The sequence below is a fragment of the Chryseobacterium sp. MDT2-18 genome (assembly GCF_030815285.1).
Lineage (GTDB): Bacteria > Bacteroidota > Bacteroidia > Flavobacteriales > Weeksellaceae > Kaistella > Kaistella salivictor.
On the sequence record NZ_JAUSWQ010000002.1, the window covers coordinates 123,601 to 149,236 of the forward strand.

The 25,636-nt window shown below is 39.0% G+C and carries 19 protein-coding genes; 8 read left to right on the top strand and 11 right to left on the bottom strand.

Going from position 1 to position 25,636, the window contains the following annotated elements; genetic code table 11:
• Positions 1-74: 74 nt before the first annotated feature.
• Positions 75-2,273 (bottom strand): glutamine synthetase III, encoded by a 2,199-nt coding sequence (locus tag QF004_RS02510; RefSeq protein ID WP_133439160.1) that lies wholly within the window; start codon positions 2,271-2,273, stop codon positions 75-77.
• Positions 2,274-2,591: 318 nt separating this feature from the next.
• Here QF004_RS02510 and QF004_RS02515 point away from each other — a divergent pair, with 318 nt between their 5' ends.
• The 3 genes from QF004_RS02515 (at position 2,592) to QF004_RS02525 (ending at position 7,072) form a co-directional block, all read left to right on the top strand.
• Positions 2,592-4,274, top strand: coding sequence for a hypothetical protein (locus QF004_RS02515; RefSeq protein ID WP_307422346.1), 1,683 nt, complete (start codon positions 2,592-2,594; stop codon positions 4,272-4,274).
• A 123-nt stretch (positions 4,275-4,397) separates the two neighbouring features.
• A complete protein-coding gene (locus QF004_RS02520; RefSeq protein ID WP_307422348.1) occupies positions 4,398-6,242 on the top strand; it encodes a M1 family metallopeptidase in 1,845 nt (614 codons plus the stop codon).
• A 68-nt stretch (positions 6,243-6,310) separates the two neighbouring features.
• Positions 6,311-7,072 (top strand): type III pantothenate kinase, encoded by a 762-nt coding sequence (locus QF004_RS02525; protein ID WP_307422350.1) that lies wholly within the window; start codon positions 6,311-6,313, stop codon positions 7,070-7,072.
• A gap of 133 nt (positions 7,073-7,205) precedes the next feature.
• Here QF004_RS02525 and QF004_RS02530 read toward each other — a convergent pair whose 3' ends face one another.
• From QF004_RS02530 to QF004_RS02560, 7 genes are all read right to left on the bottom strand, one after another.
• A complete protein-coding gene (locus QF004_RS02530) occupies positions 7,206-7,637 on the bottom strand; it encodes a nucleoside deaminase (RefSeq protein WP_307422351.1) in 432 nt (143 codons plus the stop codon).
• 105 nt (positions 7,638-7,742) lie between these two features.
• The gene (locus QF004_RS02535; RefSeq protein ID WP_307422353.1) at positions 7,743-8,288 is read right to left on the bottom strand and encodes a DUF3575 domain-containing protein; all 546 of its coding nucleotides are present in this window, start codon (positions 8,286-8,288) and stop codon (positions 7,743-7,745) included.
• A 64-nt stretch (positions 8,289-8,352) separates the two neighbouring features.
• Positions 8,353-8,898 (bottom strand): energy transducer TonB, encoded by a 546-nt coding sequence (locus QF004_RS02540; protein WP_307422355.1) that lies wholly within the window; start codon positions 8,896-8,898, stop codon positions 8,353-8,355.
• A gap of 348 nt (positions 8,899-9,246) precedes the next feature.
• Positions 9,247-9,882: a 50S ribosomal protein L25/general stress protein Ctc gene (locus QF004_RS02545; protein WP_133439154.1), complete on the bottom strand. Its 636-nt coding sequence runs from the start codon at positions 9,880-9,882 to the stop codon at positions 9,247-9,249.
• Between the two features lie 47 nt (positions 9,883-9,929).
• Positions 9,930-10,868, bottom strand: a complete 939-nt coding sequence (locus QF004_RS02550; protein ID WP_133439153.1) for a ribose-phosphate pyrophosphokinase — start codon at positions 10,866-10,868, stop codon at positions 9,930-9,932.
• Between the two features lie 88 nt (positions 10,869-10,956).
• On the bottom strand, positions 10,957-12,492 hold the full coding sequence (locus QF004_RS02555; protein WP_307422358.1) for an SGNH/GDSL hydrolase family protein: 1,536 nt from the start codon (positions 12,490-12,492) through the stop codon (positions 10,957-10,959).
• Positions 12,493-12,506: 14 nt separating this feature from the next.
• On the bottom strand, positions 12,507-13,745 hold the full coding sequence (locus QF004_RS02560; RefSeq protein ID WP_133439151.1) for an OmpP1/FadL family transporter: 1,239 nt from the start codon (positions 13,743-13,745) through the stop codon (positions 12,507-12,509).
• Between the two features lie 388 nt (positions 13,746-14,133).
• Between QF004_RS02560 and QF004_RS02565 the strand changes: the two genes are divergently transcribed.
• The 5 genes from QF004_RS02565 to QF004_RS02585 all read left to right on the top strand — a co-directional run bounded on the left by QF004_RS02565 (position 14,134) and on the right by QF004_RS02585 (position 21,213).
• Entirely contained in the window at positions 14,134-15,441 is a 1,308-nt protein-coding gene (locus QF004_RS02565) for a regulatory iron-sulfur-containing complex subunit RicT (protein ID WP_133439150.1), read from the top strand.
• Positions 15,434-15,898 (top strand): gliding motility lipoprotein GldH, encoded by a 465-nt coding sequence (locus QF004_RS02570; RefSeq protein ID WP_307422361.1) that lies wholly within the window; start codon positions 15,434-15,436, stop codon positions 15,896-15,898. Before QF004_RS02565 ends, QF004_RS02570 begins: the two co-directional genes overlap by 8 nt.
• Positions 15,899-15,906: 8 nt before the next feature.
• A complete protein-coding gene (locus tag QF004_RS02575) occupies positions 15,907-18,288 on the top strand; it encodes a penicillin-binding protein 1A (RefSeq protein WP_133439148.1) in 2,382 nt (793 codons plus the stop codon).
• Positions 18,289-18,363: 75 nt separating this feature from the next.
• On the top strand, positions 18,364-19,908 hold the full coding sequence (locus QF004_RS02580; RefSeq protein ID WP_307422364.1) for a YdiU family protein: 1,545 nt from the start codon (positions 18,364-18,366) through the stop codon (positions 19,906-19,908).
• A 12-nt stretch (positions 19,909-19,920) separates the two neighbouring features.
• Complete coding sequence (locus tag QF004_RS02585) at positions 19,921-21,213, top strand: DUF6080 domain-containing protein (protein ID WP_307422365.1); 1,293 nt, start codon at positions 19,921-19,923, stop codon at positions 21,211-21,213.
• 72 nt (positions 21,214-21,285) lie between these two features.
• On the opposite strand, the gene QF004_RS02590 is transcribed toward QF004_RS02585, so the two are convergent.
• From QF004_RS02590 to QF004_RS02600, 3 genes are all read right to left on the bottom strand, one after another.
• On the bottom strand, positions 21,286-22,656 hold the full coding sequence (locus QF004_RS02590) for a tetratricopeptide repeat protein (RefSeq protein ID WP_133439146.1): 1,371 nt from the start codon (positions 22,654-22,656) through the stop codon (positions 21,286-21,288).
• Between the two features lie 367 nt (positions 22,657-23,023).
• Positions 23,024-24,406 carry a phosphoglucosamine mutase gene (gene glmM, locus QF004_RS02595; RefSeq protein WP_307422368.1) on the bottom strand — a complete coding sequence of 461 codons (1,383 nt, stop codon included), beginning with the start codon at positions 24,404-24,406 and terminating at the stop codon, positions 23,024-23,026.
• Between the two features lie 255 nt (positions 24,407-24,661).
• Positions 24,662-25,612, bottom strand: a complete 951-nt coding sequence (locus QF004_RS02600; RefSeq protein WP_133439144.1) for an isopenicillin N synthase family oxygenase — start codon at positions 25,610-25,612, stop codon at positions 24,662-24,664.
• Positions 25,613-25,636: the final 24 nt, after the last annotated feature.

Consider the following 25,636-nt stretch of genomic DNA (forward strand, 5'->3'; position numbering starts at 1 on the left):
CGAATGGAAAAGGCGGTTTTGTAAACAGAAAAAAGCCCTATAAATAGGGCTTTGGAGTCAATTTAGCTATTGTTTTATCTTGTAAATAAAAGTTCTCTGTATTTGGTCAGTGGCCATAATTCGTCGTCAACCATCATTTCAAGCTCATCAGAAGAGTTTCTGATTTTAGCAAAAAATGGGATGACTTCCTCACAAAAAGACTCGGCCATTTCCCGGGAATTGCTTTTTGATTTTGCGTTTTCAATTGCTTCAAGTAGATTTTCAACCTCTACTTTAATGATGCTTACATGCCCTGAAATGTCTCTGATCAGACTCATCTGTTCTTTAGCCAAAGTTTGATACTCGGTATCTCCGAAAATTTCTTTTAGTCCTTTCACATTTTCAATGAGGCGGTTCTGATATTTAAGGGCGCAGGGAATAATGTGGTTTCTTGCAATATCAGCGATTACTCTTGCTTCAATAGCGATTACTGTTGAGTATTTCTCTAATTTAATTTCATTTCTCGCTTCCATTTCACGGTGAGTGTAAATGCCAAGCTCCTCAAATAATGCAATAAATTTCGGATCCAACTCTCTGCTCAGTGCCTCTGGAGTTGTTTTCAAATTATTCAGTCCTCTTTTGGCGGCTTCGATGGCCCATTCTTCGGAATAACCGTCGCCTTCAAACATGATATTCTTAGAATCTTTTATGTATTCTCTTAATACGTTAAAAATTGCTTCGTCTTTTTTCAAGCCACTTTCCACCAAAGCATCGACTTCTATTTTAAAAGTTTTAAACTGTTTGGCGGCAATAGCGTTCATCACGGTCATCACTTCAGCGCAATTCGCAGAGGATCCAACCGCTCTGATTTCAAATTTGTTGCCGGTAAAGGCAAATGGGGAAGTTCTGTTTCTGTCGGTGTTGTCTAATAAAATATTTGGAATTTTACCCACCACATTTAATTTAAGGTCTGTTTTTTCTTCAGGAGATAATTTCCCGTCTTTTACTTTTTCAAGTTCTTCCAGGACGCCAAATAACTGCGAACCGATAAAGGTAGAAATAATAGCAGGCGGCGCTTCATTGGCACCTAAACGGTGATCGTTACCTGCGGAAGCAATGCTCACTCTTAATAAATCTGCGTAATCATGAACTGCTTTCAGCGTATTGACGAAGAAGGTTAAAAACTGTAGGTTTTTTTTAGGGTTTTTTCCTGGGCTTAAAAGATTTTCACCGGTATCGGTGGCCAAACTCCAGTTGTTGTGTTTTCCGCTTCCATTCACTCCTGCGAATGGTTTTTCGTGGAATAAAATATGGAAATGATGTTTGTGTGCAACTCTTGCCATTAAATCCATCAATAATGAATTGTGGTCCACGGCGACATTTACTTCTTCAAACATCGGAGCTAATTCAAACTGATTCGGGGCAACTTCGTTATGACGCGTCGTTACAGGAATTCCCAGTTGAATTGATTTGATTTCCAGTTCTTTCATGAAGTTCATCACCCGCGTAGGAATCGAGCCGAAATAGTGATCGTCTAACTGTTGGCCTTTTGCGGGAGAATGCCCCAAAAGGGTTTTTCCGGTAATGACCAAATCCGGTCTTGATTGATACAATGCAGAATCAACCAGGAAATATTCCTGCTCCCAACCTAAAGTCGGAATCACCTTGGTTACATTTTTGTCGAAATAAGAACGGCAAATATCTGTCGCAGCTTCATCTACGGCATGTAATGCTCTAAGCAAAGGCGCTTTGTAATCTAAAGTCTCGCCGGTGTAGGAAATGAAAATGGAAGGAATACATAAAGTTGTTCCCATGATGAACGCGGGCGAAGTTGGATCCCAAGCTGTATAACCACGTGCTTCAAAAGTATTTCTAATTCCGCCGTTTGGAAAAGAGGAGGCGTCCGGTTCCTGCTGAATCAACATTCCCCCTGAAAACCGGTCAATGGCGCGGTCACTTTCGAATGGAGTAAAAAAGGAGTCGTGCTTTTCTGCGGTAGATCCAGTCAAAGGTTGAAACCAATGAGTGTAGTGGGTAGCTCCTTTGCTTATCGACCAGTCTTTCATGGCCACTGCGATTTGATCTGCGACGTCCCTTTGGATTTTCAGTCCGCTTTTAATGGCGTTCTGAATGGACATAAATGCTTCTTTGGTTAAATATTCTCTCATCGTTTCTTCTGAGAAAACGTTTTCACAAAAAAGGGAAGATAATTTTGCAGGAACTTCCACTGCATTTTCTTTTCTATAATCTTTCTGAGAAAGTAATTCTAATGCTTTAAATCTTAAATTTGACATTTGGTGTGTTTTTGATGGGGTAAAATTACAAAAAATAGATAAACAAAATAGATTTGCCTATAAATTTTATGGGGTCATTTGTAAAATATAAGTTTTAATATTGAATCCATGCTTTTTAACTATAATGAATACGATGATTTATTGAAAAAAGTCAGCGGAAAATGTTTTGCAGATAATTACAGTCTGGCCCGGTCGGATGAAAAAGATAAAGAGTAGAATGAATCTTTATCATTAACAAATGATTAAGAATGAACAGAATCCATTGGGGAGCGTAAAAAATTAGAACTATTTCCTTATATTTGTATGAAATTTTACACTATGGTAAATTCACGAGCAAGAGAAACCACTGAAGCAATCGAAAGACTTTATGTTTCTATGCGGCACTTATTCTATCGCGGTTTTTTCAAACCTGCCGGGATCTCCGGAGAAAGCCTCCGGTCACTACTTATGATCATCAACCCGGAAATTTATGGAACAATGGGAGTTCCGAACAAAATAGAGTTAGACGGACTTCTGTATGTTTTAGACCGACTTCCCGAAGGGATTGAGGAATGCTCATTCATTCATCTTACTTCTGATGAAGGTTTCGACAAAGGAAGCTTCGAAGTTATTGTTCCTAAAAAAAGAAGAAGAAACTGTTATCGGATCGACGAACATCAAATGAACATCGAAGTTCTTTTGGGCCGTTCTGAAATTTACGATATTCTCACTCACCTTACTTTCCTTTATATTGAAGCGGACAAAATCCGCAAACTAGCCTTCCTTTCTGAACGCAGCGACAAACCAAGCAGAGCCTGGAAAATTATCGAAGAAGTTGCAACAGGCGATAAAAAAATGAGCAGAAAAGAGAAAGAAGTGGCGCTGATTCACCTCTCTTCATTGTTAGGACGAACCTTTGATGAAACTTTAAATGCTTATAACAGTTTCGGTGATGATAAAAATCCGGACCGTCTTTTCAAAATCATTTATCATTTAGGAAACGAAAGTTTTAATGATTATAAACAAATCAGAGAAAGAGAAGTTCATTTCTCGGCAATTCTCAGAGAAAGAGTAGGCCACCATTTTTTTGGAGAAAAATGGGCGAATAAAGTAAAACAGGTTTTGGCAGAAAACAATCTGCAGATGAGACCTTTACATATTATTTCTGCCAACATGCATTCCGTTAAAAACATGCTTTTTGCCAATGATGCTATCGGAAAAAAAGTGACTAAAAATGTAGATTATAAAATGTACGAAGAGATTTCTAACAAGAAAGCCTTGCAGGAAAAAGTACTCGCACATTCTCAGGAGGCTGGTTTGATTTACATTCACGATCAAAGCGGAAGCAATATCGATGTTCAAATTATCGATCTAGCAAAAACCGATTTGAAAAATACACCTTTTGCAGATTTGAAATATTCTGGAGACGATGTAATTATGGTTTTCGATTATGCATTCGGTGAGCAGGCCTACGAAGTGATGGACGAACTTTTACGTCCTTATGACTATAACGGCGAAATCTATACGATGAAGGTAAAATCTATTTCGATTATGGGGAAAGCCGGAATTTTGATGGGCGGAAAAGGAGATATTATGATTCCTACTTCTCACGTATTTGAAGGAACTGCAGATAATTATCCATTTGAAAATGCTTTGAAATTAGCAGATTTCGAAGATGACGAATTACGGGCATTCGAAGGCGGGATGGTTACCGTTTTGGGAACTTCTCTTCAGAATAAAGATATTCTCCGTTATTTCATGGACACTTCCTGGAAAGCGATTGGGCTGGAAATGGAAGGTGCACATTATCAGAAAGCCATTCAGGTTGCCTCGAAAATCCGCCACCATATTTCAGAAGATCTTTTCGTAATGTACGCGTATTATGCGTCGGATAACCCTCTGGAAACCGGTTCTACACTATCTTCTGGTGGTTTAGGATTAACAGGTGTGAAGCCGACTTATTTAATTACGTTAAGAATATTAGAGAAAATTTTAAAAAGCGGAACAACTGCTAAAAAATAATTTTTAATAAAATATAAAAGCAACCCTTTCGGCGACTCAAAATGCTGAAAGGGTTTTTTCTTTTCTTAATCCTTTCCATAAAATCAAAAATTCTTATCTTTCCGTTTTAAAATAAAAATCATTATGAACAAAGGGTTTCTCATTATTCTTACTTTATTTTTCGGAATATTATCAGCGCAGAAAAACGCTTATTATCAACAATATGCCAAATACAAAATGGATATTGATGTGGATGCGAAAAACTTCACCTACAACGGAAATCAAACGTTGATGTACACCAACAATTCCCCGGATGAATTGGATGTAGTCTATTTTCACCTTTATTGGAATGCCTTTAAGCCGGGATCCATGATGGATCAAAGAATTGCGGGTCAAGGTAAAAATGGGGATTCGAGATTACAGAATAATGGCATTTCGCGTTTAGCTTCAATTCCCAAAGATGAAGAAGGTACGCAAAACATCCACTGGATCAAGCAAAATGGAAAAAACTTGAAATTTGAAATCCAGGAAACGGTGATGAAAGTGTATCTTGATTCTCCGATAAAAGCCAATTCGTCAACCATATTTACGATGGAATGGGACGCAGTGATTCCGATGCAGATTCGCCGTGCCGGCAGAAACAACCGCGAAGGAATCGATATGACGGTCACACAGTGGTACCCGAAAATTGCAGAATATGATTATGATGGCTGGGCAACTTTTGATTATATTGGAAGAGAATTTCACGCCCCTTTTTCTGATTTTGAAGTCAACATTAAAATCGATAAAGAGTATGTGATCGGAGCGGGCGGAACTTTAGAAAACCCTTTGGAAGTAAAAGGTTATGATAAGAAAGCCACCATTAAAGCCGATAAAAATAACAAAACCACCTGGAAATGGACTGCCAAAAACATGTTGGATTTCGCCTGGGCTGCAGACCGTGATTATACCGTAGATTCATTTGTGGTTTTAGACGGACCGAAAGTTTATTTCGTTTATCAAAAATCTGAAAAGACCAAATACTGGGACGAGGCAAAACCATATGTGACCAAATTTTTCCAAATAATGAATGCTACTTTCGGCAGATACGTTTATCCTTCATACTCTTTTATTCAGGGTGGCGACGGCGGAATGGAATATGGAATGTGCACCATGATTCTGGGCGAAGCGAAAAGTTTAGACGGTCTTGTAGGTTTAATGGTTCATGAAGGCGGGCATTCCTGGAACCAGCAGATTATGGCTTACAACGAAAGTGTCCGGCCGTGGATGGATGAAGGTTTTACAAGTTATTATGATGATTCTGTGATGTACCAGTTATTTCCACCAAAAACACCACAGGCAAATCCGTTTACGGGAAGTTTGGACCGGTACAGGAATTTTGTGAAAAAAGGAATTGAAGAACCTGCCGTCTGGTTAGGAGACCATCACGATAATGGAAGCGCTTACTCTTTCGCAACTTATGTAAAAGGTGAACTCTTTTTGGTCCAGCTGGGCTATATTATGGGAGAACAAAACCTGGCTTTGGTCATGAAAGAATTTTATAATGAATGGCACTTGAAACATCCAACGGACAGAGATTTCATGCACATCGCACAGAAAGTTTCGGGAATGGATTTAAAGTGGTTCCTCAATTATTGGATCAACACCACCAAAACCATTGATTACGGAATTAAAGAGGTGAAATACAACGAAACCTCGACCACCATTATTTTAGAAAATAAAGGAACAATTCCGATGCCTATTGACTTTTCCATTTTAACGACTGATAAAAAAGTCGTGAATTACCAGATTCCTTTAAATATGACGCACACCTGGAAAACCAAAGATATTTACGGTGATTTCAAAACCGAAGCTTATTGGCCGTGGACTCAGAAAGAATATACGCTGACGGTTCCTTATACCAAATCACAGATTTCTGCCTTGGGAATTGATTTTTCTCAACGGTTGGCAGATGTGAATCTGGAAGATAATTTGGTAGAAGTAAAATAACGGCGAAGAGAAATCCGAACATTCAAAAGCAATATCCGTAAGAGAAACTTACGGGAAAATAAGAAGAAATGAATTCGATCATAATCAATATAGGAAACACCAACATCCGATTCGGACTTTTTAATGATGACAACTGCGATGTATCCTGGATTTTAAATACTAAACCGTATAGAACCAGCGATGAAATGCAGATGCAGTTTATGATGATGTATCAAACGCATAGAATTGAAGCTGAAAATATCGACAAAATAATTATTGGATCGGTAGTTCCTCAGCTCACTTACGACGTTTCAAGAGCGATTCAGAAAATTCACGGTAAAAAACCAACTGTTGTTGATCGAAATACTCCGTCAGAAGTTCAGCCAAAATCAAAACAAATGGGTACCGATATTTATGCCAACTTGGTCGCCGCACATCATCTTTATCCTGCTGGTAAAAAGAAAATTATTTTTGATTTCGGTACAGCATTAACGGCGAGCTGCATTAATGAAAGCGGAGAAACCCTCGGAGTGATTATCGCTCCGGGAATTATTACTGCTCTGAATTCTTTAATTCACGACACCGCACAACTGCCGGAAATCGAACTGGTAAAACCGAAATCCGTTTTGGGCTTAGATACCGTTTCCTGTATGCAAAGCGGGATGGTATATGGTTATCTAGGAATGGTTGAAGGATTTGTGGACCGTATTAATGATGAAGTTGAAGATGAATGTTTCGTGATCGCAACCGGCGGTGTTTCCCATGTTTACAAACCTTTAACGGACAAGATTCAGATTGCGGACCGATTGCATACTTTGAAAGGATTGTATTATTTAGGAAAAGATTTATAAATGTGAATAGCGAATCGCTTTAGGATGAGCGGTGAACAAAAGTGAATTATTCCAAAGCATCCGCGCGTGGAATCCTCTCTGTTGAAAATTCACCCGAAGAAATTGACCTGAAAGAATTCACAGAAGCGATTCGCTATCTTCTATTTTTAAAAAACTCTTTTACAATTACGGAACATTCATGATCCATCACGCCTACAACAATTTCTGTTTTTGGATGCAGCTGTAAATGTTTATTGATAAAACCTCTTTGTTCATCTCTCGCGCCAATCACGACTTTAGAAATTTGCGACCAGCTTAACGCCCCGGAGCACATTACACAAGGCTCGAGCGTGACATACATCGTACAGTTTTGCAGATATTTGCCGCCCAGGTAATTTGCTGCAGAGGTAATCGCCTGCATCTCCGCGTGCGCAGTAACATCATTCAAAGTCTCTGTCAGGTTGTGGGTTTTGGCCAATATCCGGTCATTGGAAACGATCACACAGCCGATGGGGACCTCCTCTTTTTCAAAAGCGCTCTGCGCCTGCTGTAGCGCCATTTTCATATAGTATTCGTCGGTAAACATAATTAACAGATTGGTGATGGATTTTGGTTGTAAATTTAAAAGGATACTTTTAATCAAAAAAAGGTTCAGTACAAAACTAAACCTTTTTCTAAAATATTTATCTTACTAGAAACGATAACCAATTCCCAGCATTCCTTTTCCTGTAACCGGCGTATCAGAATATTCAGATTTCATCCCAAATCTTCTGGCAATTCCTATACTTGCTTCGAAAACAATATTTCTTCTGGCAACCCATTTTCCACCAAAACCAATTCCGGCTCCTACGGTCGTATTCTTTTGATATGTATAAGAAGATGCATAATAACCGGGACCAACGTAAGGAGTGTACACCGAGTCATTTGACGTGGTAATCGGTATAAAACCTTCCACAAAAAATCCAGAAGCATATCCTTTGCCAAAATACATTCGGTAATAAGGTGAAATTTGCGATTGCAAACCATCTCCATTGTCTTTATTATCTAAAAGCAACAAGGCGTTAATACCTATACCGGAATCTTTATTCAGCAACCTTTCGTAAGATACGTTCAAAGCCGGTCCTGCGATTAATTCAATCGGACTGATTATAATGTCATTTTGTCTTTGGTCAGCAGTGTTTTGTGCCTGGACGCTAAATGCAAGGAGGAGAGTGGCAATCAGTAAAAAGTTTTTCATATTTTTTTATCAAATATAAAGTTAATTCCAATACGAAATGTTTATTGCAATTAAATTTATTAAGCTATTCGAAATTCATGGACAAAGGCAGTCTGAAACGGTATCGCACCGCTGTTCCATTAATGAAAGCCGGAGCAAATTTTTCCGGGAGAAGATAAAGGGCAATTTCGGCCTGGCGGTTAAAGGTGGAATTATCTCCTTCTGCTTTTACGGAAGTTATTGACCCATCTCTTTCAACAACAAAGAGCAAGTCTGTTCTCATCATTTTATGGTCAGCTAGAACCGCATTGGTATAAAACCGCTCTGCGATTTGCTGGCGCATGATATTGAAACCGCCGGGATAAGCTGCATTGCTGCTTACTTTAGCTTTTTCCGGATTATTGCCGGAAGATGGCACCTGCTTTTGAAGTTGGTTTAAATCTTCCCGTATTTTGACCTTTACTAAAGCGTGAATCAAAGCGTTATTCTGAAGGCTGTCGAGTTTTCGCATAAACTCGTGAAAATCCTTTTCAACCGCCATTTTATCATTGGTGGTAACTTCATTATCGAATCGCTTCCGGAATTCAGTGTTCAGCATGGAACGCTGATAATAAAAATAATTTTTCACCATTTTAAATTCTTCGTTCTGCTGAGCAGAAGAAAAAAAGAAAATCAATATAAAAAATAAACTTAGCCGTTTTGTGAGCACAACAATTTGTTTTGAAAAGTAAAAATAATTAAAATAAATGAGAAGCTTGACTACTAAAGTTAGAAACTGGCTTTTAAGTTAAGGCCGGGTTTCGAAAAAATGCCAGATCTTGCAGCCCGACCTGAACGGAGCTCTTTTTCACAGAACGCAGTGGCGTGAAAAAAGCGGGAGTGGAGGGCGGATGAAGCTGCCCAAATAAAACGGCTCATCAGAATCTATAAAAAAGTCCCGCTCATTGCTGGGCGGGACTTTATATCACTGAGTGTAGATTTATTCTGCACTTGTTTCTTCCGTAGCTGGAGCGTCTCCTGCTGGAGTTTCTTCTTCTTCATCTTCGTCAACAGACATACCGCCTTTGGCTGCAGTTCTGGACATCTTAACAGCAACTACTACTGCGTTGGCAGGATGCATGAAAGAGAATCCTTCTGTTTTGATATCGCCAACATAAAGTTTGCTGCCAATTTTAAGTGGAGTAACATCTACCACGATTTCGTCTGGAAGGTTTGCAGGGATTGCTTTCACTTTCAGTTTTCTGAAAGACTGTCTCATTGCACCACCGGCAACAACACCTTTTGAACGTCCTGTAAGTTTTACCGGAACTTCCATCACCACAGGTTTATCATCTGACAACTGATAGAAATCAGCGTGTAGGATTTTGTCTGTCAGTGGGTGGAACTGAATGTCCTGAAGTACGGCAGGAATGGTTTTTCCGTCAACCTCAATAGATACCGTGTGTGCTTCAGGAGTATATACCAAACCTTTGAAAGATTTTTCTTCTGCAGAAAAATTTAAAGTTTCGGCGCCTCCGTAAACAACACAAGGAACTAATTCAGCATCACGTAAGGCTTTAGTAGACTTCTTGCCTACGCTTTCTCTTTTTGTACCTTGAATTGTAATTGATTTCATTATAATATATTAAAAAATTTTAAGGTTGCAAAGATATAATTATTTTTTTAAATAATGAATTTATCGCTTATCGATTTGTGTTCATGAACCATTTTCATCACGTCTGCAAAGAGTTCTGCACAGGACAATACTTTTATTTTAGAAGATAATTCTGTTTTGATAGGAATTGTATCGGTGACAATCACTTCTAAAAGTTTGGAGTTCTCAATGTTTTCATACGCTTTCCCCGAAAGCACACCATGTGTTGCCATTGCCCGGACAGTTTTCGCTCCGTTAGCCATCAGAATATCTGCCGCTTTGCAGAGGGTTCCCGCCGTATCAATCATATCATCGATAAGGATTACATTTCTCCCTTCTACATGACCAATCAAAAACATTTCTTCGATAACGTTGGCTTTCTTTCTTTCTTTGTAGGCGATTACCACGTCTGCCCCAAGATGACTTGCATAATTTTTTGCTCTTTTTGCACCGCCCATATCCGGTGAAGCGATCGTAAGATCCTCTAACTTTAACTGCTGGATATACTCAATGAAAATCGTAGAGGCATAGAGATGATCTACCGGAATTTCAAAAAATCCCTGGATTTGATCTGCGTGTAAATCCATGGTCATCACACGGGTTGCACCAGCTGCGGTGAGTAGGTTTGCAACCAGTTTTGCTCCGATTGGAGCTCTGGGTTGGTCCTTTCGATCCTGTCTTGCCAGACCGTAATAAGGCAAAACTACCGTGACACTTTTTGCAGATGCTCGTTTGGCTGCATCAATCATGAGCAGTAACTCAAGAAGATTGTCTGCCGGTGGAAAAGTGGATCCAATTAAAAAAACCCGCCCACCACGAACAGATTCATCCAATACGGGTTCGAATTCCCCATCACTAAATTCCTGGAAATTAATTTTCCCCATTTCTTGCCCATAAAATTGTGCAATTTTTTCCGCCAAAACTTTGCTCGTCCTGGTAGAGAATAAATAACTTGCCTGCTCAGCCATTTTTACTTTTTTTTAGATGTGCAAATTTAAAAAAAATAAAACCACTCGAAGAATTCAAGTGGTTTTAAGTTTAATGATTTTTATTTATTTATTTCGGGAATGTTACTCCTTGATACTTATTCACCTCTACCATTGGTAAAGTGGATTTATATTTTTGGTTAATCATTTTCAAAAATTCATTGGCAACAATTGCATATCCTCTTCCTGTTAGGTGAACTCCATCCAGAGAGAAAGTTCCTCCTGTAACAAATTTTGCGGTATATTTCACACCATCGAACTGGATTCCGGACAGGCCGTTCAATTCATTCATTTTCGCATTTGCATCTACGAAAGCTAATCCATAGCTGTCTGCAAGTGATTTTATAGAAGCATTATATGCATCAACAGCTGCTTTTACTTTAGCTGCTTCTGCTGCTGTTAAAACATGTTGATTTTCCAAAGGATATGAAATACCATAAACATTGATCGAAGCTGGTGCTCCCGACACTGTAGAACCAATTACTGATTTCGTTGGCAACAGGATATAATCCCCTGGGGTGCTTTGTCTTGCCTGACCATAAATCTGACCAAAAGCAGCTGCTGTTGGTGCTCCCAATGATGGAGTTAATGCAAGGGTAAGTTCCGCAGACAGATTAGTTAAAGACACATCTTTAATTAAAACTGGGTTGGTAGCAGTAGCAGAAAGTAAATTAATTCTATTTCCAGCCCCAAAAGCGGTAAGTGCTTGTTTTAATGGGGTGTACAAACTGGCATTCAAAACACTCAGATTTGCTCCTAAAGCTGCCGGTGTTAGCGGATTGTAAGGAACAGTAGTAAAGTAAGGAATTGAAGTGACAGAAGGAATGTTTGCAATAACTCCCTTGGTGACGCCGGAATTTTTAAAAGTTTGTAAAATAGTTTGAATTGACCCTGCAACCACGGCCGGATCAGAGATGTCATTTGGACCATAAGTCGCTGGGTTGGTATTTCCTTTTTGGTCTGTACCCATTCCACCGGTTGTAGCATAACTTAAAACATCATTGTTTCCAATCCACAAAGAATAGAAAGTTGGTTTTTGAGCAATCGCATCATCCAATACTCTGGAAGTTGCACTTGATGAAAATCTTGCATAATATGGATTTGCTGTTCCTGTTGAGACGCCTGCAATATTTCCGTATCCAGGAGTGATAAGGTGAAAGGATTTCGCACCCGGTATTCCCATATTATTTAGTGAACCTGTAATTTTTGTAGCAACATTTGTAGTTGGCGTCGCATTTACATTCACAATATCAGGAGCACCGTTTGTAAATGATTTAATATATAATTTGGTAGCCTGTACTGCAGTTCCGCCAAGGATCAATCCACCGTTATTATCCGCCATTAATGGTTGCACGAAAGCGCCGCCACCTGCAAGTTTCATTTGCTGGGCCATGATATTTGGGTAGGAATCATTTTGTCCGTCAATGTACAAAGCGTTGTCTCTGAATCCCGAGGTCAAAGAGTTTCCCAGTGAAACATATTTGGAAAAGTTTGCTTCTCCATTGGTAACCTGAATGCTGCTTACATCGGTATCAAAATCTGTTTCACAGCTTATTGTAAAAAATAATGCTGAAACAGCGATTGTTGAAATTAATATTTTTTTCATAATTAAATTAAATCTTAAAATACGTTATATGAGAGACCTAAACCGAAATAATACGCTTTCGCTTTCGCCTGTCCGAAGAAGTTGTTAAAAGAGTTTTTCACGTCTCTGCTTTTTGGAAGTGCAATTGCTCCTGCGACATCTACTCCAAATCCTTTAGCAATGTTAAATCCTAAACCGGCCGTAATAACATTAGAGTCGAAAGATGGTGTTTCCGCCTGGAAATTCTCATCCGTATATGGCGACTGGTCATAATAATATCCGGCACGTGCTGCAATCATATCATTGATTTTATACTGAGTTCCCACTCTCCAGGTCTGGGTGCTTTTGAAATTCTTCGGACTAACCAAAACTGTTGGATCGTTCGGCTGATTCCCAATCGGTGCATTTGCAAAATCCAAAGTAAGCTGGCTGTATCGGTCCCAACCGCTGTAATTAAAGTCTGCAGAAACCAACCATTTCGGAGTCACCTTGTAAGTAACACCTACAGTATATTCATTTACTAAAGGCAAGGTTGCTTTGAAAGAATCTGTTCCGGCGGCATCAAGACCTAAAGAAGGATATAGAGCCGGAGAAATATCGAAGCTTACTTTTCCATTTTTCGCTTCCATATCTATCGGTGAGCGGTAAGCAATGCTTATGTCCCATTTTTCATCAGGTTGGAAATAAAAACCAATGCCAAAACCGCTACCAGACGCTTTATCATCTGTCAGGTTAAGGGTTCCTCCTAACTGAGTCACCGCTTTGTCCCAGTTTACACTTCCTTTTGCATAGATATAACTACCACCCACAGAAGCCCAAGGCGCTAATTTAAATGAAATCATCGGTTGAAAATAAAAGGCTTTCAACTCCAGGCGCTGTACGATTTCGCGGCCAGCCCAGTCAGAAGGCCATTCAATAGTACTGCCGAACGGTGTAGATAAATTAAATCCTACAGAAACATTGTCTAAAACTTTATACGCTATCGCAGCATAAACCGGAGTTCCAAGAGGGTTATTGGTCTCATAAGATTCAAGAGTAGATAAATTTTGGTAGGTTACAATTGATTTGGCACCAAAACCACCAGCTGCAACACTTAATTTAGAAGGGATGAAAGACATTCCTGCAGGATTGAAAAATGTCACACTTGCATCCTCCGCATGTGCGCTTGTGTGAGCCATTGCTAATTGCTTTACACCTTGTAAAGAAACTCTAAAGCCTCCGGCGTGAGCAAGAACCCCAGCCAACAATGCTGTTGTTAAAACTATTTTTTTCATAAAATCATTATTAATGTTCCAAATATAAAATTAATTTCTAAACAAATGTTAATTATTCTTAATTTATTTTAAACAAATGCTATTTCATGCCTAATGTTTAATTCTAATCGTTATTTGGTAAAGCTGCAAATGCTTAATTAATAGCATTTATGAAATTGATTTACCCCAAAATATAGTTTTTGTTTAATTTAAATGAAATCAATAAAGGCGAAAAGTATTTTTATTTTTAAATTGTATTATCTGCATAGTATTTTAAAAAACATTAAATTATTCATAAAATACTGACTTATTTGTGCATAATTAAAAAATGTACACTGTTAAATTCACTCTCATTGGAATATACAAAAAAAAATATAGTAAATTTGCAACATATAATAAAAATATAAATATGAGTTGTGGATGTAAAACATCCGGCGATTCGTCCCATTCATGCGGAACAAAATCCGCGAATGGCTGTGGAAGTGTAGATACTTGCGGGAATAGCTATAAATTAAGTGTTTTCGATTGGCTTTCGAATATTAACAATCCATCTCAATCTCAAACAGATTTTGTGGAAGTAAGATTCAAGAACGATCGCAAATTTTTTTATAAAAACGTCAATAAATTACCGCTTCATATGGGAAGCGTTATCACAGTAGAATCTAGTCCGGGTCACGATATAGGTGTAGTAAGCCTTACAGGAGAATTGGTAAAAATTCAGATGAAAAAGAAAAATGTCTCTGAAGAAAACCCTCTGAAAATTTACCGTTTAGCCAACCAAAAAGATATTGAGGTATGGCAGGATGCCCGCGGAAAAGAAGAAAGCGTAAAAATTCAGGCCAGAAAGATTGCGTATGCACTCAATCTTGAAATGAAAATCACCGATGTGGAATACCAGGGTGACGGCACGAAAGTTACCTTCTTTTATACCGCAGAAACGCGGGTGGATTTCCGCCAGCTGATTAAAGAATTCGCTTCTTTATTCCGCGCTAAGATTGATATGAAACAGATCGGTTTCCGGCAGGAAGCAGCAAAAGTCGGAGGCATCGGGTCCTGCGGAAGAGAGTTGTGCTGTTCAACCTGGCTGACGGATTTCCGTTCTGTAAATACTAATGCGGCACGGTATCAGCAACTGAGCATCAATCCTCAGAAACTAGCCGGCCAATGTGGAAAGCTGAAATGTTGCCTTAACTATGAACTCGACAGTTATTTGGATGCGCTGAGCGATTTTCCACCATCGTCAACAACGATTGATACCGAAAAAGGAAAAGCATTCTGTATTAAAATTGATGTCTTCAAAAAGAGAATGTGGTTTGCTTATGCAGATCATTCAATGGCATGGTATGATTTGGATGTTCAGGATGTGAAAAAGATGATTGCCAAAAATAAAAAAGGCGAGAAAGCACCACCTTTGGAAGACGTAAAAGTTCATGATATCCCTGTGAAATCAGTAGATTTAATTCAGGAAAATAATATGGACCGCTTCGAAAGAAGAAATAAAAACACAGGTAAAAATCAAAATAAAAGAAAGCCAAACAACCAGCAAAAGTCAGAGAACAAACCGGCGGCAAATCAAGGCGAAAAAAGAAAGAGAATTTCTGAAAAACCAGCTGAAAAGCCTGTTAATAAACCAGTCCAGTCAAATGCAAAGCCACCTCAACAAAAGCCCAAAAACTTTAAAAAGAAGCCTCAGCCAAAACGTGATGACAATGCATAAGATAATGGGTGCTTTTTTCGTTTTGCTTTTTCTTGCCAGTTGCAGCAAAGATGCTGAACAGGTATTCCTGAATAATCTCAACGGAAAATGGGACAAAAAAGCAGAACAGAAATTTGACTTTAAAGTAACAGATGCTCAAAAAGCAAAAAATATTATATTTGTTGTAAGAAATAACAACGATTATCCGTACAGCAATATCAGGTTGATAGTTAATTTCCATGATGGGCAGACGAAAAAGAAGAGTACAGATACCCTGAATTATATTTTGGCAGAACCCAACGGCAGGTGGATAGGAAAAGGTTTCGGCGATACCAAAGAAACCCTCTTTCAGTATAAATTAGATTATAAATTTCCGGCCAACGGTGATTATTCCATCGGGATTATTCAGGCGATGAGAAATGATAACCTGCCCGGAATTGAAGATATTGGCGTAAAAATAGAAACAGCACAACCGTAAACTTATTTATGGAAAACACACAGAACAAAGGAAGTAAACCGCAACAAAAATTTCCGCTTCCTCCAAAAAAAGCCAAAAACACTGGCTGGAAAAAATGGGTGAAATTTGTTTGGACTGCACTCATTCTTCTCATCGTGGGAATCGCAGGAATATTTTTTGCCGTGTCGCAAGGTTTTCTTGGTGACATGCCCGATGTAAAAGAACTTGAAAATCCGGATATTTATGTGGCATCTGAAATTTATTCTTCAGATGGACAGATGTTGGGCAAGTTTGAAAAAGAAAAAACGCAACCGATTACTTATAAGGAATTGCCACCATTTTTAATTTATGCCTTGCAGGCAAAAGAAGATGAACGGTTTAAAGAGCACTCCGGGATTGATCTGCAGTCAGTTGCGCGTGCAGTTGCCTTTGGCGGAAAACGCGGTGGTGGTTCTACCATTACCCAGCAGTTGGCAAAGCTGTTGTTTACAGGAGCAGCGTCGCAAAACAGTGTACAAAGATCTTTTCAGAAGTTAAAGGAGTGGGTCGTTGCCGTAAGTTTAGAAAAGCGCTATACCAAAGAAGAAATCATCACCCTTTATTTTAACAAATTTGATTTTGTAAATAACGCCAACGGAATCGAAATGGCGTCCCGAATTTATTTTAATAAAAAAGCAAGTCAACTCACTTTGCCGGAAGCTGCCATGTTTGTAGCAATGCTTGAAGCACCGGTTGCAAATAATCCTATGCGGAATCCGGAAAGAGCAAAACGCAGAAGAGATGTGGTGCTTGATCAGATGTTGAAAACGGGTTATCTCGATCAGTCAACCTATGAAAAAGCGGTGGCAACGCCTATCGATGTTGACTTTCATCCCGTTAAATCTATTGATGAAGGCTATTCGGCTTACTACAAGTATTATCTGAGAAAAGAAATCGAGAGCTATATAAAAGATTATGAAAAGAATACCGGCAAAACTTTAAATTTATTTAAAGATGGTCTGAAAATTTACACCACGCTGGATTCGAAAATGCAAACCTATGCTGAAGAGGCGATTAAAGAACATTTAACCGATCTGCAAAGTAGATTTGATGCCGAACAGAGAGGCAGAAAACAAAGACCTTTTTATTTAATTAATGATAGTCAGATCAGCTCCATCATGCTCAGTGCGATGAAGCGGACTGGAAGATACAAGCAATTGAAAAATGCTGGTGTGCCGGAAGATTCAATTATGCTCGATTTTAAAAAACCGATCAAAACTTCGAGATTTACTTGGGCTGGTGAAGAAGAAGTAGAAATGTCGCCGTGGGATTCTATCCGGTATCATAAACAAATTGCACAGGCAGGATTGATGTCGATGGTTCCCGCAACAGGTGAGATAAAAGCCTGGGTAGGAGGAATCAACTGGGAGCATTTTCAGTACGACCACATAAAACAAGGTAAAAGACAGGTAGGGTCAACCTTTAAACCGTTTGTTTATGCCACCGCAATTATGAAATTAGGAATGACGCCTTGTTCTACCGTTTCTAATGCGACTTATGTCAAAGGAAGTTGGAAAGTGCAGGGTTCAGGCGGAAATCTAACTTTAAGAGATGCACTTGCGCATTCTAAAAACCCCGTAGCGGTTCGGTTGATAGAAATGACCGGTGTGAAAAGTGTTATACAGACTGCCCGTGATTTGGGAGTAACCGAAGAAATTCCGAATGAATATGCGGTGGCATTAGGTTCTTCAGATATTACGATATACGAAATGCTGGGCGCTTACAGTACTTTTGCCAATTACGGAAATTACATTAAGCCCGAAATGATCTGGAGAATCGAAGATGCCAACGGAAGAGTCATTAAAGAAGTAAAACCTGTATCGAGGGAAGTGATGAACGAACTGTACGCTTACACCATGATCGATTTGATGAAAGGCGTAACAGAATTCGGAACAGCTTCCGGAGAATTAGCGCGAAGAGGAGTTCCGAAAGGAATTGAAATCGCAGGTAAAACGGGAACGACCCAAAATAACTCCGATGGTTGGTTTATGGGAATTACCCCGAATCTTGCAACGGGCGTTTGGGTTGGCTGGGAAGACCGGGCGACGCATTTCCGTGGAACAGGTGAAGGACAGGGTGCGAAAATGGCCTTACCGATTTGGGCGATTTACATGAAAAAAGTTTGGGCAGATAAAGAACTGGGAATTTCACCCGAAGATAAATTTGTGAAACCATCTAACTGGACCGGAAATTGCGGCGATCTGAATGGACTTGGTGGCTATGGCGACGATGGAGGTTTGCAAACCATCGATGAAATCAAGAATCCAAAGCAGGAAGAGCCCATAAATCCCGTCAAAAAACCGTCGGCAAGAAAAGAAGATAACGTTAATGAAAATATCAATACCGGCGACGATATCGATTTTAACAAATAACAGCAATCTATACAATAAATAGAAAACATCCTTTCAATCTTTTGGAAGGATGTTTTTTTTAACGAACTTTGAATCATGAATTTAGACCAAATTACCCAACAATACTTAACGCTTTTTCCCGGCGATCTTTCTGGAAATCCCATGCAAAGGCAAACACCAAAAGCCGTATTTTCTACCGTAGAAATTGCCGGTTTTGAAAACCCTGAACTGATTGTATTTAATGAAAAACTTGCAATCGAAATCGGTTTAGAAAAAATGGGAAACCAGACCGATGAAGATTTTTTAAATGCAAAATCTCTTCCCAGCGGTATGAAAACTTACGCAACAGCATACGCAGGGCATCAGTTCGGCAACTGGGCGGGACAATTAGGAGATGGCCGTGCCATTTTCGCCGGAGAGATTAAAAATGCCCAAGGTGAAAACACAGAAATACAATGGAAAGGTGCCGGTGCAACTCCGTATTCCCGGCACGCAGACGGCCGAGCCGTTCTCCGGTCTTCCGTTAGGGAATATCTAATGAGTGAGGCGATGTATCATTTGGGAATTCCGACAACACGTGCGTTATCCCTTTCTGTCAGCGGAGAACAAGTTGTTCGGGACATGTTATATGATGGGAATGCCGCTTATGAAAAAGGCGCTGTCATGACCAGAACCGCACCGAGTTTTTTAAGGCTTGGACATTTTGAACTGCTTTCTGCCCAAGGTGAAAATCAAACTTTGCAACAACTCGCCGATTTTGCAATTGAAAATTACTTCCCTGAAATCCACAGCACCGGTCCGGAAAAATATGCGGAATTCTTTAAGGCAGTTGCCGATAGAACGGCCGATATGATTGTAGAATGGTACCGCGTTGGATTTGTTCACGGAGTAATGAACACCGACAATATGTCGATTCTCGGCTTAACGATTGATTACGGTCCGTTTTCTTTTCTGGATGAGTATGATCTGAATTTTACCCCAAATACGACCGATTTACCCGGCCGCAGATACGCTTTTGGGAATCAGGCAAAAATCGCGCAATGGAATCTTTGGCAACTGGCAAATGCTTTGTTTCCTTTAATTAAAGATGAAAAGAAATTAGAAAAAACCCTGAATGATTTCAATACCGACTTTTGGATCAGGCATGATGAAATGATGGCCAGAAAATTCGGTCTCGATAAGCTGCAGCAAGGTGATGACGAATTATTCACCAAAGCACAACAACTCATGCAGGATTTAGAAATTGATTATACTTTATTTTTTAAACAACTGGAAGCATACTCGGAAAATGTTGATTTTAAAATCCACTTTAAAGAGGTTTTCTATTCAAAAACAACCGAAGAGCAATTTGAAAAATTTGGAGAATTTCTCAGTCTTTATCTAAGTCGGCTGGCGAAAAATTCAATTTCAAAAACGGAGTCTTTAATGATAATGAAAGAAACAAATCCTAAATTCATTCTTAGAAATTATCTGCTTTTTGAATGCATCAATGAGCTGAATGAAGGAAAAAAAGAATTGCTGAACAAACTGCTTACTGCCTTAGAAAACCCTTACCAGGAAATCTACCCGGAGTTTTCTGTAAAACGACCTCCGCAGTATGATGGACAAACCGGTTGTTCAACCCTTTCCTGCAGTTCTTAAAATTTCTTACTTTTGCGCAAAATTATTACCTTGAATCTGAAACAAAAATTAACCGGTTTTCTGAAAACTGTTTTCCCGGAAACAAAATTCGAATTGTTTTTATTTCTACTGTTCCTTACAGCGTATGGGTTCTTGGGAACCACAATTGCGTTGAATTACCGGATTGTTTTTGATGACCGAATTCCGTGGGATGCTTATTTTAGTTTTGACAACCGGGCAATTGTCATGACGGGTGGGGGATTTGAGAGACATCCTCTGGCAAACTATTTTTTCAACTGGATCCGGGAGTTTGCGTACTTGTTTTCTCATGGAAAGAAAGATGAAACCTTCCGGCTGGTTTTGGCTTGGTGCAGCAACTTTGCGGTGAGTTTAAGTTTAATTCAGATTTACAAATATTTAAAGAATATTATTGCGTTACCCCAAAAGATTTCTTTATTGATTCTTTTCTTTTTCTCTTTTTTCACCACGCCGATTTTACTTTCCTTCACCCCGGAAACCTACACTTACACTTTGTTATTTCTGGTTTTGTTTAATTATTATGCCGCTTTAAAATTGAGAAAGGAAGAAAAAATTTCCGCTGCGGCTTTGGCTTTGGCAGGCGTTGCAATCGGTGGATTAACGGTAACGAATATTGTTAAAGTTTATATTCCGCTTCTTTTTGAAAAGAAGGTTTTCCGCAACTGGCGGAAATTTGGAAATCTTGTTCTACGCGTAGTAATCTCTGTTTCTGTATTTGTCTTATTGTTTTTGTACCGTCTGGATTTTAAGTTTTTAAACTTTTTAAATAAATCCGGTGAACAATACGAAAAGTTTTCTAACCCAAAAGTTACGCCGGTTTGGGACATGATGGTGTCCTGGTTTTTTGGCGGTAATTTACTGTTCAGCAGCTTTGCGACACGGGATTATCACAATAAAAAAGGATTCCAGTACAAAGCGCTTTTCATGGATGTGTATTCCTCTGCGGTTCCGTATCTTTTTGTGGCAGCGGTTTTAACACTTGTATTGTGGAGTTTTGCCAAAAACTTTAAAAATAAATTCGTTCACATTCTGATGATTTCTTTTTTGGTGGATATTGTCATTCACTGCATTTTAAAATTCGGATTGCACACTTCTTATATTTACGGCGGTCATTTTATATTTGTAATTCCGTTGCTTCTGGGCTGGCTGTTTTATGGTTATAAAGATTCGCCGAAAACGCTGTCGTTTTTGTACGGTACTGTTTCTGTTCTGTTCTTTTACCTGATCATTAATAATATTTTCAGAATGGCTGAGTTTTTTGAGTTTCTGGAAATGTATTATCGATAATTCTATTTCAGTTCTGTTTTAATACAAAAAAAAACGCATTGAAAAATGCGTTTTAATTTTATTTAAAAAAAATTATTTCTTTTTGGTTTTTACTTTATCCACTTCTTCCTTAAGAAAAGGATATTTTTGCTGCATATCTTCGAGCAAGTGAGGATCGAGATTTAAAGCCGTTGCCAATGCTTCCCTGCCTTTCTTCTGGCTGTTCAGCTGGAAGTAACAGTTGCTTAACTGATAAAACAGTTCGGCTCTGTGATGGGATTTTGTCGCTTCTACCAGCACATTTACAGCTTCTTCAAACTCGCCAATCAACATTAATACCTCTGAATAAGCATACCAATTGTAGAAACGCCCCGGTTCGAAATCAACCAGCCTTTTCAGGCAGACTAAACTTTCTTCAAACTTCCCACCTTCGATGTACAGAAAAGCAAGTCTTTTCTGATAATCCAAATTCGATTCGTTCAAAGAAACCGCTTCTTTTGCAAAATGTAGGGCTTCCTTCATTGCGCCCATTTCTTCATAAACGTACGATTGCTCCATCATCGACAGATAAAACTGGGGATCGTCCCGCAATGATTTCTGAAAATAGTTCAAGGCTAAAACCGGCTGTTTGTTTTCTTTGTAGCACAATCCAATTTTATAGAAAGTAAATGATTTGGTATATTCCAACGCCAGCATTTCCTCGTACACAGAGATGGCTTTCAGCCATTCGCCCATCGCTTCGAAACAGGCCGCTTTGTTGGCGTAAACTCCCACGGACTGCGGATTGATTGCCAAAAGATAATCGAAACCTTTAATCGCTTCTTCGTAGTTTTTCCTGTTAAAGTAAAACTGTCCGTATTCGTACCAGGCGGTTTCTGAGAACGCAAATTTATCCAGATAACCGTTCAGAAATTCGATGGCTTCATCGCTTCTCTTCAATTGGTTATAGCAGGACATCACGTTTTCTAAGGAATACTCATCCTGGGGATCGAAATTCAGAGCCAGTTTATAATGCTTCAAAGCTTTAAACGGATCCTCCAAATTGACAAATTCATCTGCGATGAAATTATGCAGGAAGTTTTCTTCCTCTTCCAGTTCCAGCCCTTTCTCGCAATACTCAATGGAGCGTCTTGGATTTCCAAGGTTAGAATAGTATTTGGCGCAGCACACCAGAAAGTCTGTATTATCCATACAGGATTCCTTCAGTTCCGTCATCAGTTCTTTGGCTTCAGGATATTTTTCCAGTTCCAAAAGAACTTCGAACTGTTTCACTTTTAAATCAAGGGAGTTCGGGTGAATTTTCAACCCATATTTCGTTGCCATATCGGCGAAGGAGATATCCCCCATTTCGAGGTAATAAATAATGATTTCTTCGTACTCTTCGGTTTCGAAGTAGAATTCATCGTTATTCTCAACCATTGCTTCGAACTTTTCAACAAGTTCATTTTCAAAAAATTCTTCCAAAATATTTGTTATCTTTTTTCAATTGCTAAAATTACTTTGTAGTTTTTGAAAAAGTTTTTTCTTTTATTAATACTATCCTTTTTTATTTCCATAAATCTCAAGAGCACTTTTTTTGGGTTTCCCCTCTTTTATCTCTTGTCTAGATTTTTTAATTTTTTTTACAAAATCTTTACCCTAAAATTCTCCAGTCTCAACAAAATCCACTCCGACAGCTTTAAGAACAAGTACTGATTTTTGACAATTCTTTTTTATTTTCCGGATTGATTGAGATGATTGTTTTTTTAAATTTAAATAAAATTAATAATTTATATCTGAAAAATCAAAAATCTGCGGAAAACATCTGTCTTCGGACTTTGTCTTTTCATTTTTAAATCAGACTTTTTATCTTTCCGATCATTTGATCTCCCAACTGATCGGCTTCTTCTTGTGTAAATGCCTCGGTATAAATCCTGATAATCGGTTCTGTATTTGACTTTCTCAAATGTACCCAATTGTTTTCAAAATCGATTTTCACGCCGTCAATGGTTGAAATTTCCTCATTTTGATACTCTTTTTCCACTTTAGTTAAAAGCTCGTCAACATTAATATCGGGAGTTAACTCGATTTTCTTTTTACCCATAAAATAACTTGGATAAGTCGCCCGGAGTTCTGAAACCGTTTTGTTTTCTTTTGCCAAATGCGTCAAAAATAGAGCCACACCCACCAAAGAATCACGACCGTAATGAAGTTCAGGGTAAATAATTCCTCCATTTCCTTCGCCACCGATAACCGCATTCTTTTCTTTCATTAAAGTAACTACGTTGACTTCTCCCACAGCGCTTGCGAAATATTCGGAATCCAACGTACGCGCGACGTCTCTTAAAGCACGGCTCGAAGAAAGGTTAGAGACCGCTGCGCCTTTTTTATTTTTCAAAAGATAATCTGCAACAGCGACCAAAGTGTATTCTTCACCGAAAAGCTCACCGTTTTCATCCACCAAAGCCAAGCGGTCAACGTCTGGATCAACTACGATTCCAACATCTGCTTTCTCGGTTTTCATCAGTTCGCAAATGTCTCCTAAATGTTCTTTTAACGGTTCCGGATTGTGTGGAAAATGGCCGTTCGGTTCGCAGTATAATTTCACGACTTCGCACCCGAAATGTTCTAACAACTGAGGAATGGCAATTCCGCCGGTAGAGTTTACAGCATCTACAACGACTTTGAATTTTTTAGCTTTAATGGCTTCGGCATCAACCATCGGCAGATCCAAAATCTTTTGAATATGAATATCGAAAGCGTCGTCTCTGGTTTCGTATTTTCCTAAATCATCAACCTGGGCATACTCAAAATCCTGACTTTCTGCTAATGCTAAAACTTCGGTGCCATTTTCACCGGTAATGAATTCGCCTTTCTCATTTAATAATTTCAGCGCGTTCCATTGTTTTGGATTGTGCGAAGCGGTGAGGATAATTCCACCATCTGCATTCAATTCGGGTACCATTACCTCAACAGTTGGCGTTGTAGAAAGTCCTAAATCTACCACGTGAATGCCCAAGCCCTGCAAAGTTGCACAAACTAACGAATTCACCATGGAACCGGAAATTCGGGCGTCGCGTCCAACGACTAAGGTTAAATTTTTTTTGTTTTTATTATTTTGAAGCCAAGTCCCAAAAGCGGACGTGAATTTTACCACATCAAGCGGGGTTAGATTTTCATCAACTTTCCCACCGATGGTTCCGCGGATTCCTGAGATTGATTTTATTAAAGACATACGTTGAAATTATTTAATTGTGGTTCTTCATTTCAGCATTTTTTAGATGTCTGGAAAATGCTGTTTAAAACTTTGCAAAAATACGAAGATTTAACCACAGTTTTGCAAAATTTAAAATAACAGAAAACAGCGCCATTTTTGCTTAAGTGTTTCAGGCTCCATTTTTATTGCACGGCTTGTGTTTGATTATTGAACTGCCTGATCATAAAAAAAACGGACAAAATTGCCCGTTCCTTAAATTATCAAAAGATGAATTTATTTTTTGATCAAACCAAGTTCAATCAATCTCTCGTGCAGAAATTCTCCTGCCGTAGTGTCTTCATACAATTTCGGGTTGTTCTCATCCACACAGTTTTCTAAAGCATTCAGCGGCATTTCGCTCACCGGATGCATGAAAAACGGAATGGAATAACGGGAAGTTCCCCACATTTCTCTCGGTGGATTTACCACCTGATGAATCGTAGATTTCAGTTTGTTATTGGTATGTCTCGACAACATATCGCCAACATTGATCATCAGTTCGTCTGGTTGTGCAATTGCATCGATCCATTCTCCATCGTGATTCATCACCTGAAGTCCTTTTCCCTGCGCGCCCATCAAAAGCGTAATCAAATTGATGTCGCCGTGCGCAGCTGCACGAACTGCATTGTCCGGCTCCTGCGTAATCGGCGGATAATGGATTGGTCTCAGAATAGAGTTTCCTTCAGCGACAAATTTGTCGAAATAAAACTCATCTAAACCAAGATACAAAGCCAAAGCACGCAAAACATAAACGCCGGTTTTTTCCAACATTTGGTAGGCTTCTTTTCCAACAACATTGAATTTGGGATTTTCTGTAACTTCTACATTATCCGGATATTCAGCTGCGTATTTTGAGCCGTTTTCCAGATACTGTCCGAAATGCCAGAATTCTTTTAAATCTCCTTTTTTGAAACCCTTTGCGGTTTCTTTTCCGAAACCTACATAACCACGCTGTCCGCCGATTCCGGGGATTTCGTATTTCTGTTTTGTTTCTACTGGAAGATCAAAGAATTGTTTTACTTCGCCATAAAGTTCATCAACCAACCGGTCGTCTAAGAAGTGACCTTTTAGCGCAACGAAGCCAATTTCTTCGTATGCTTTTCCGATTTCATTTACAAATTTTTGTTTGCGTTCCGGTTCACCCGAAAGGAAATCACGCAAATCCACACTTGGGATCTGTTTCATTTTGTTTGATTAAGAATTCGTCTG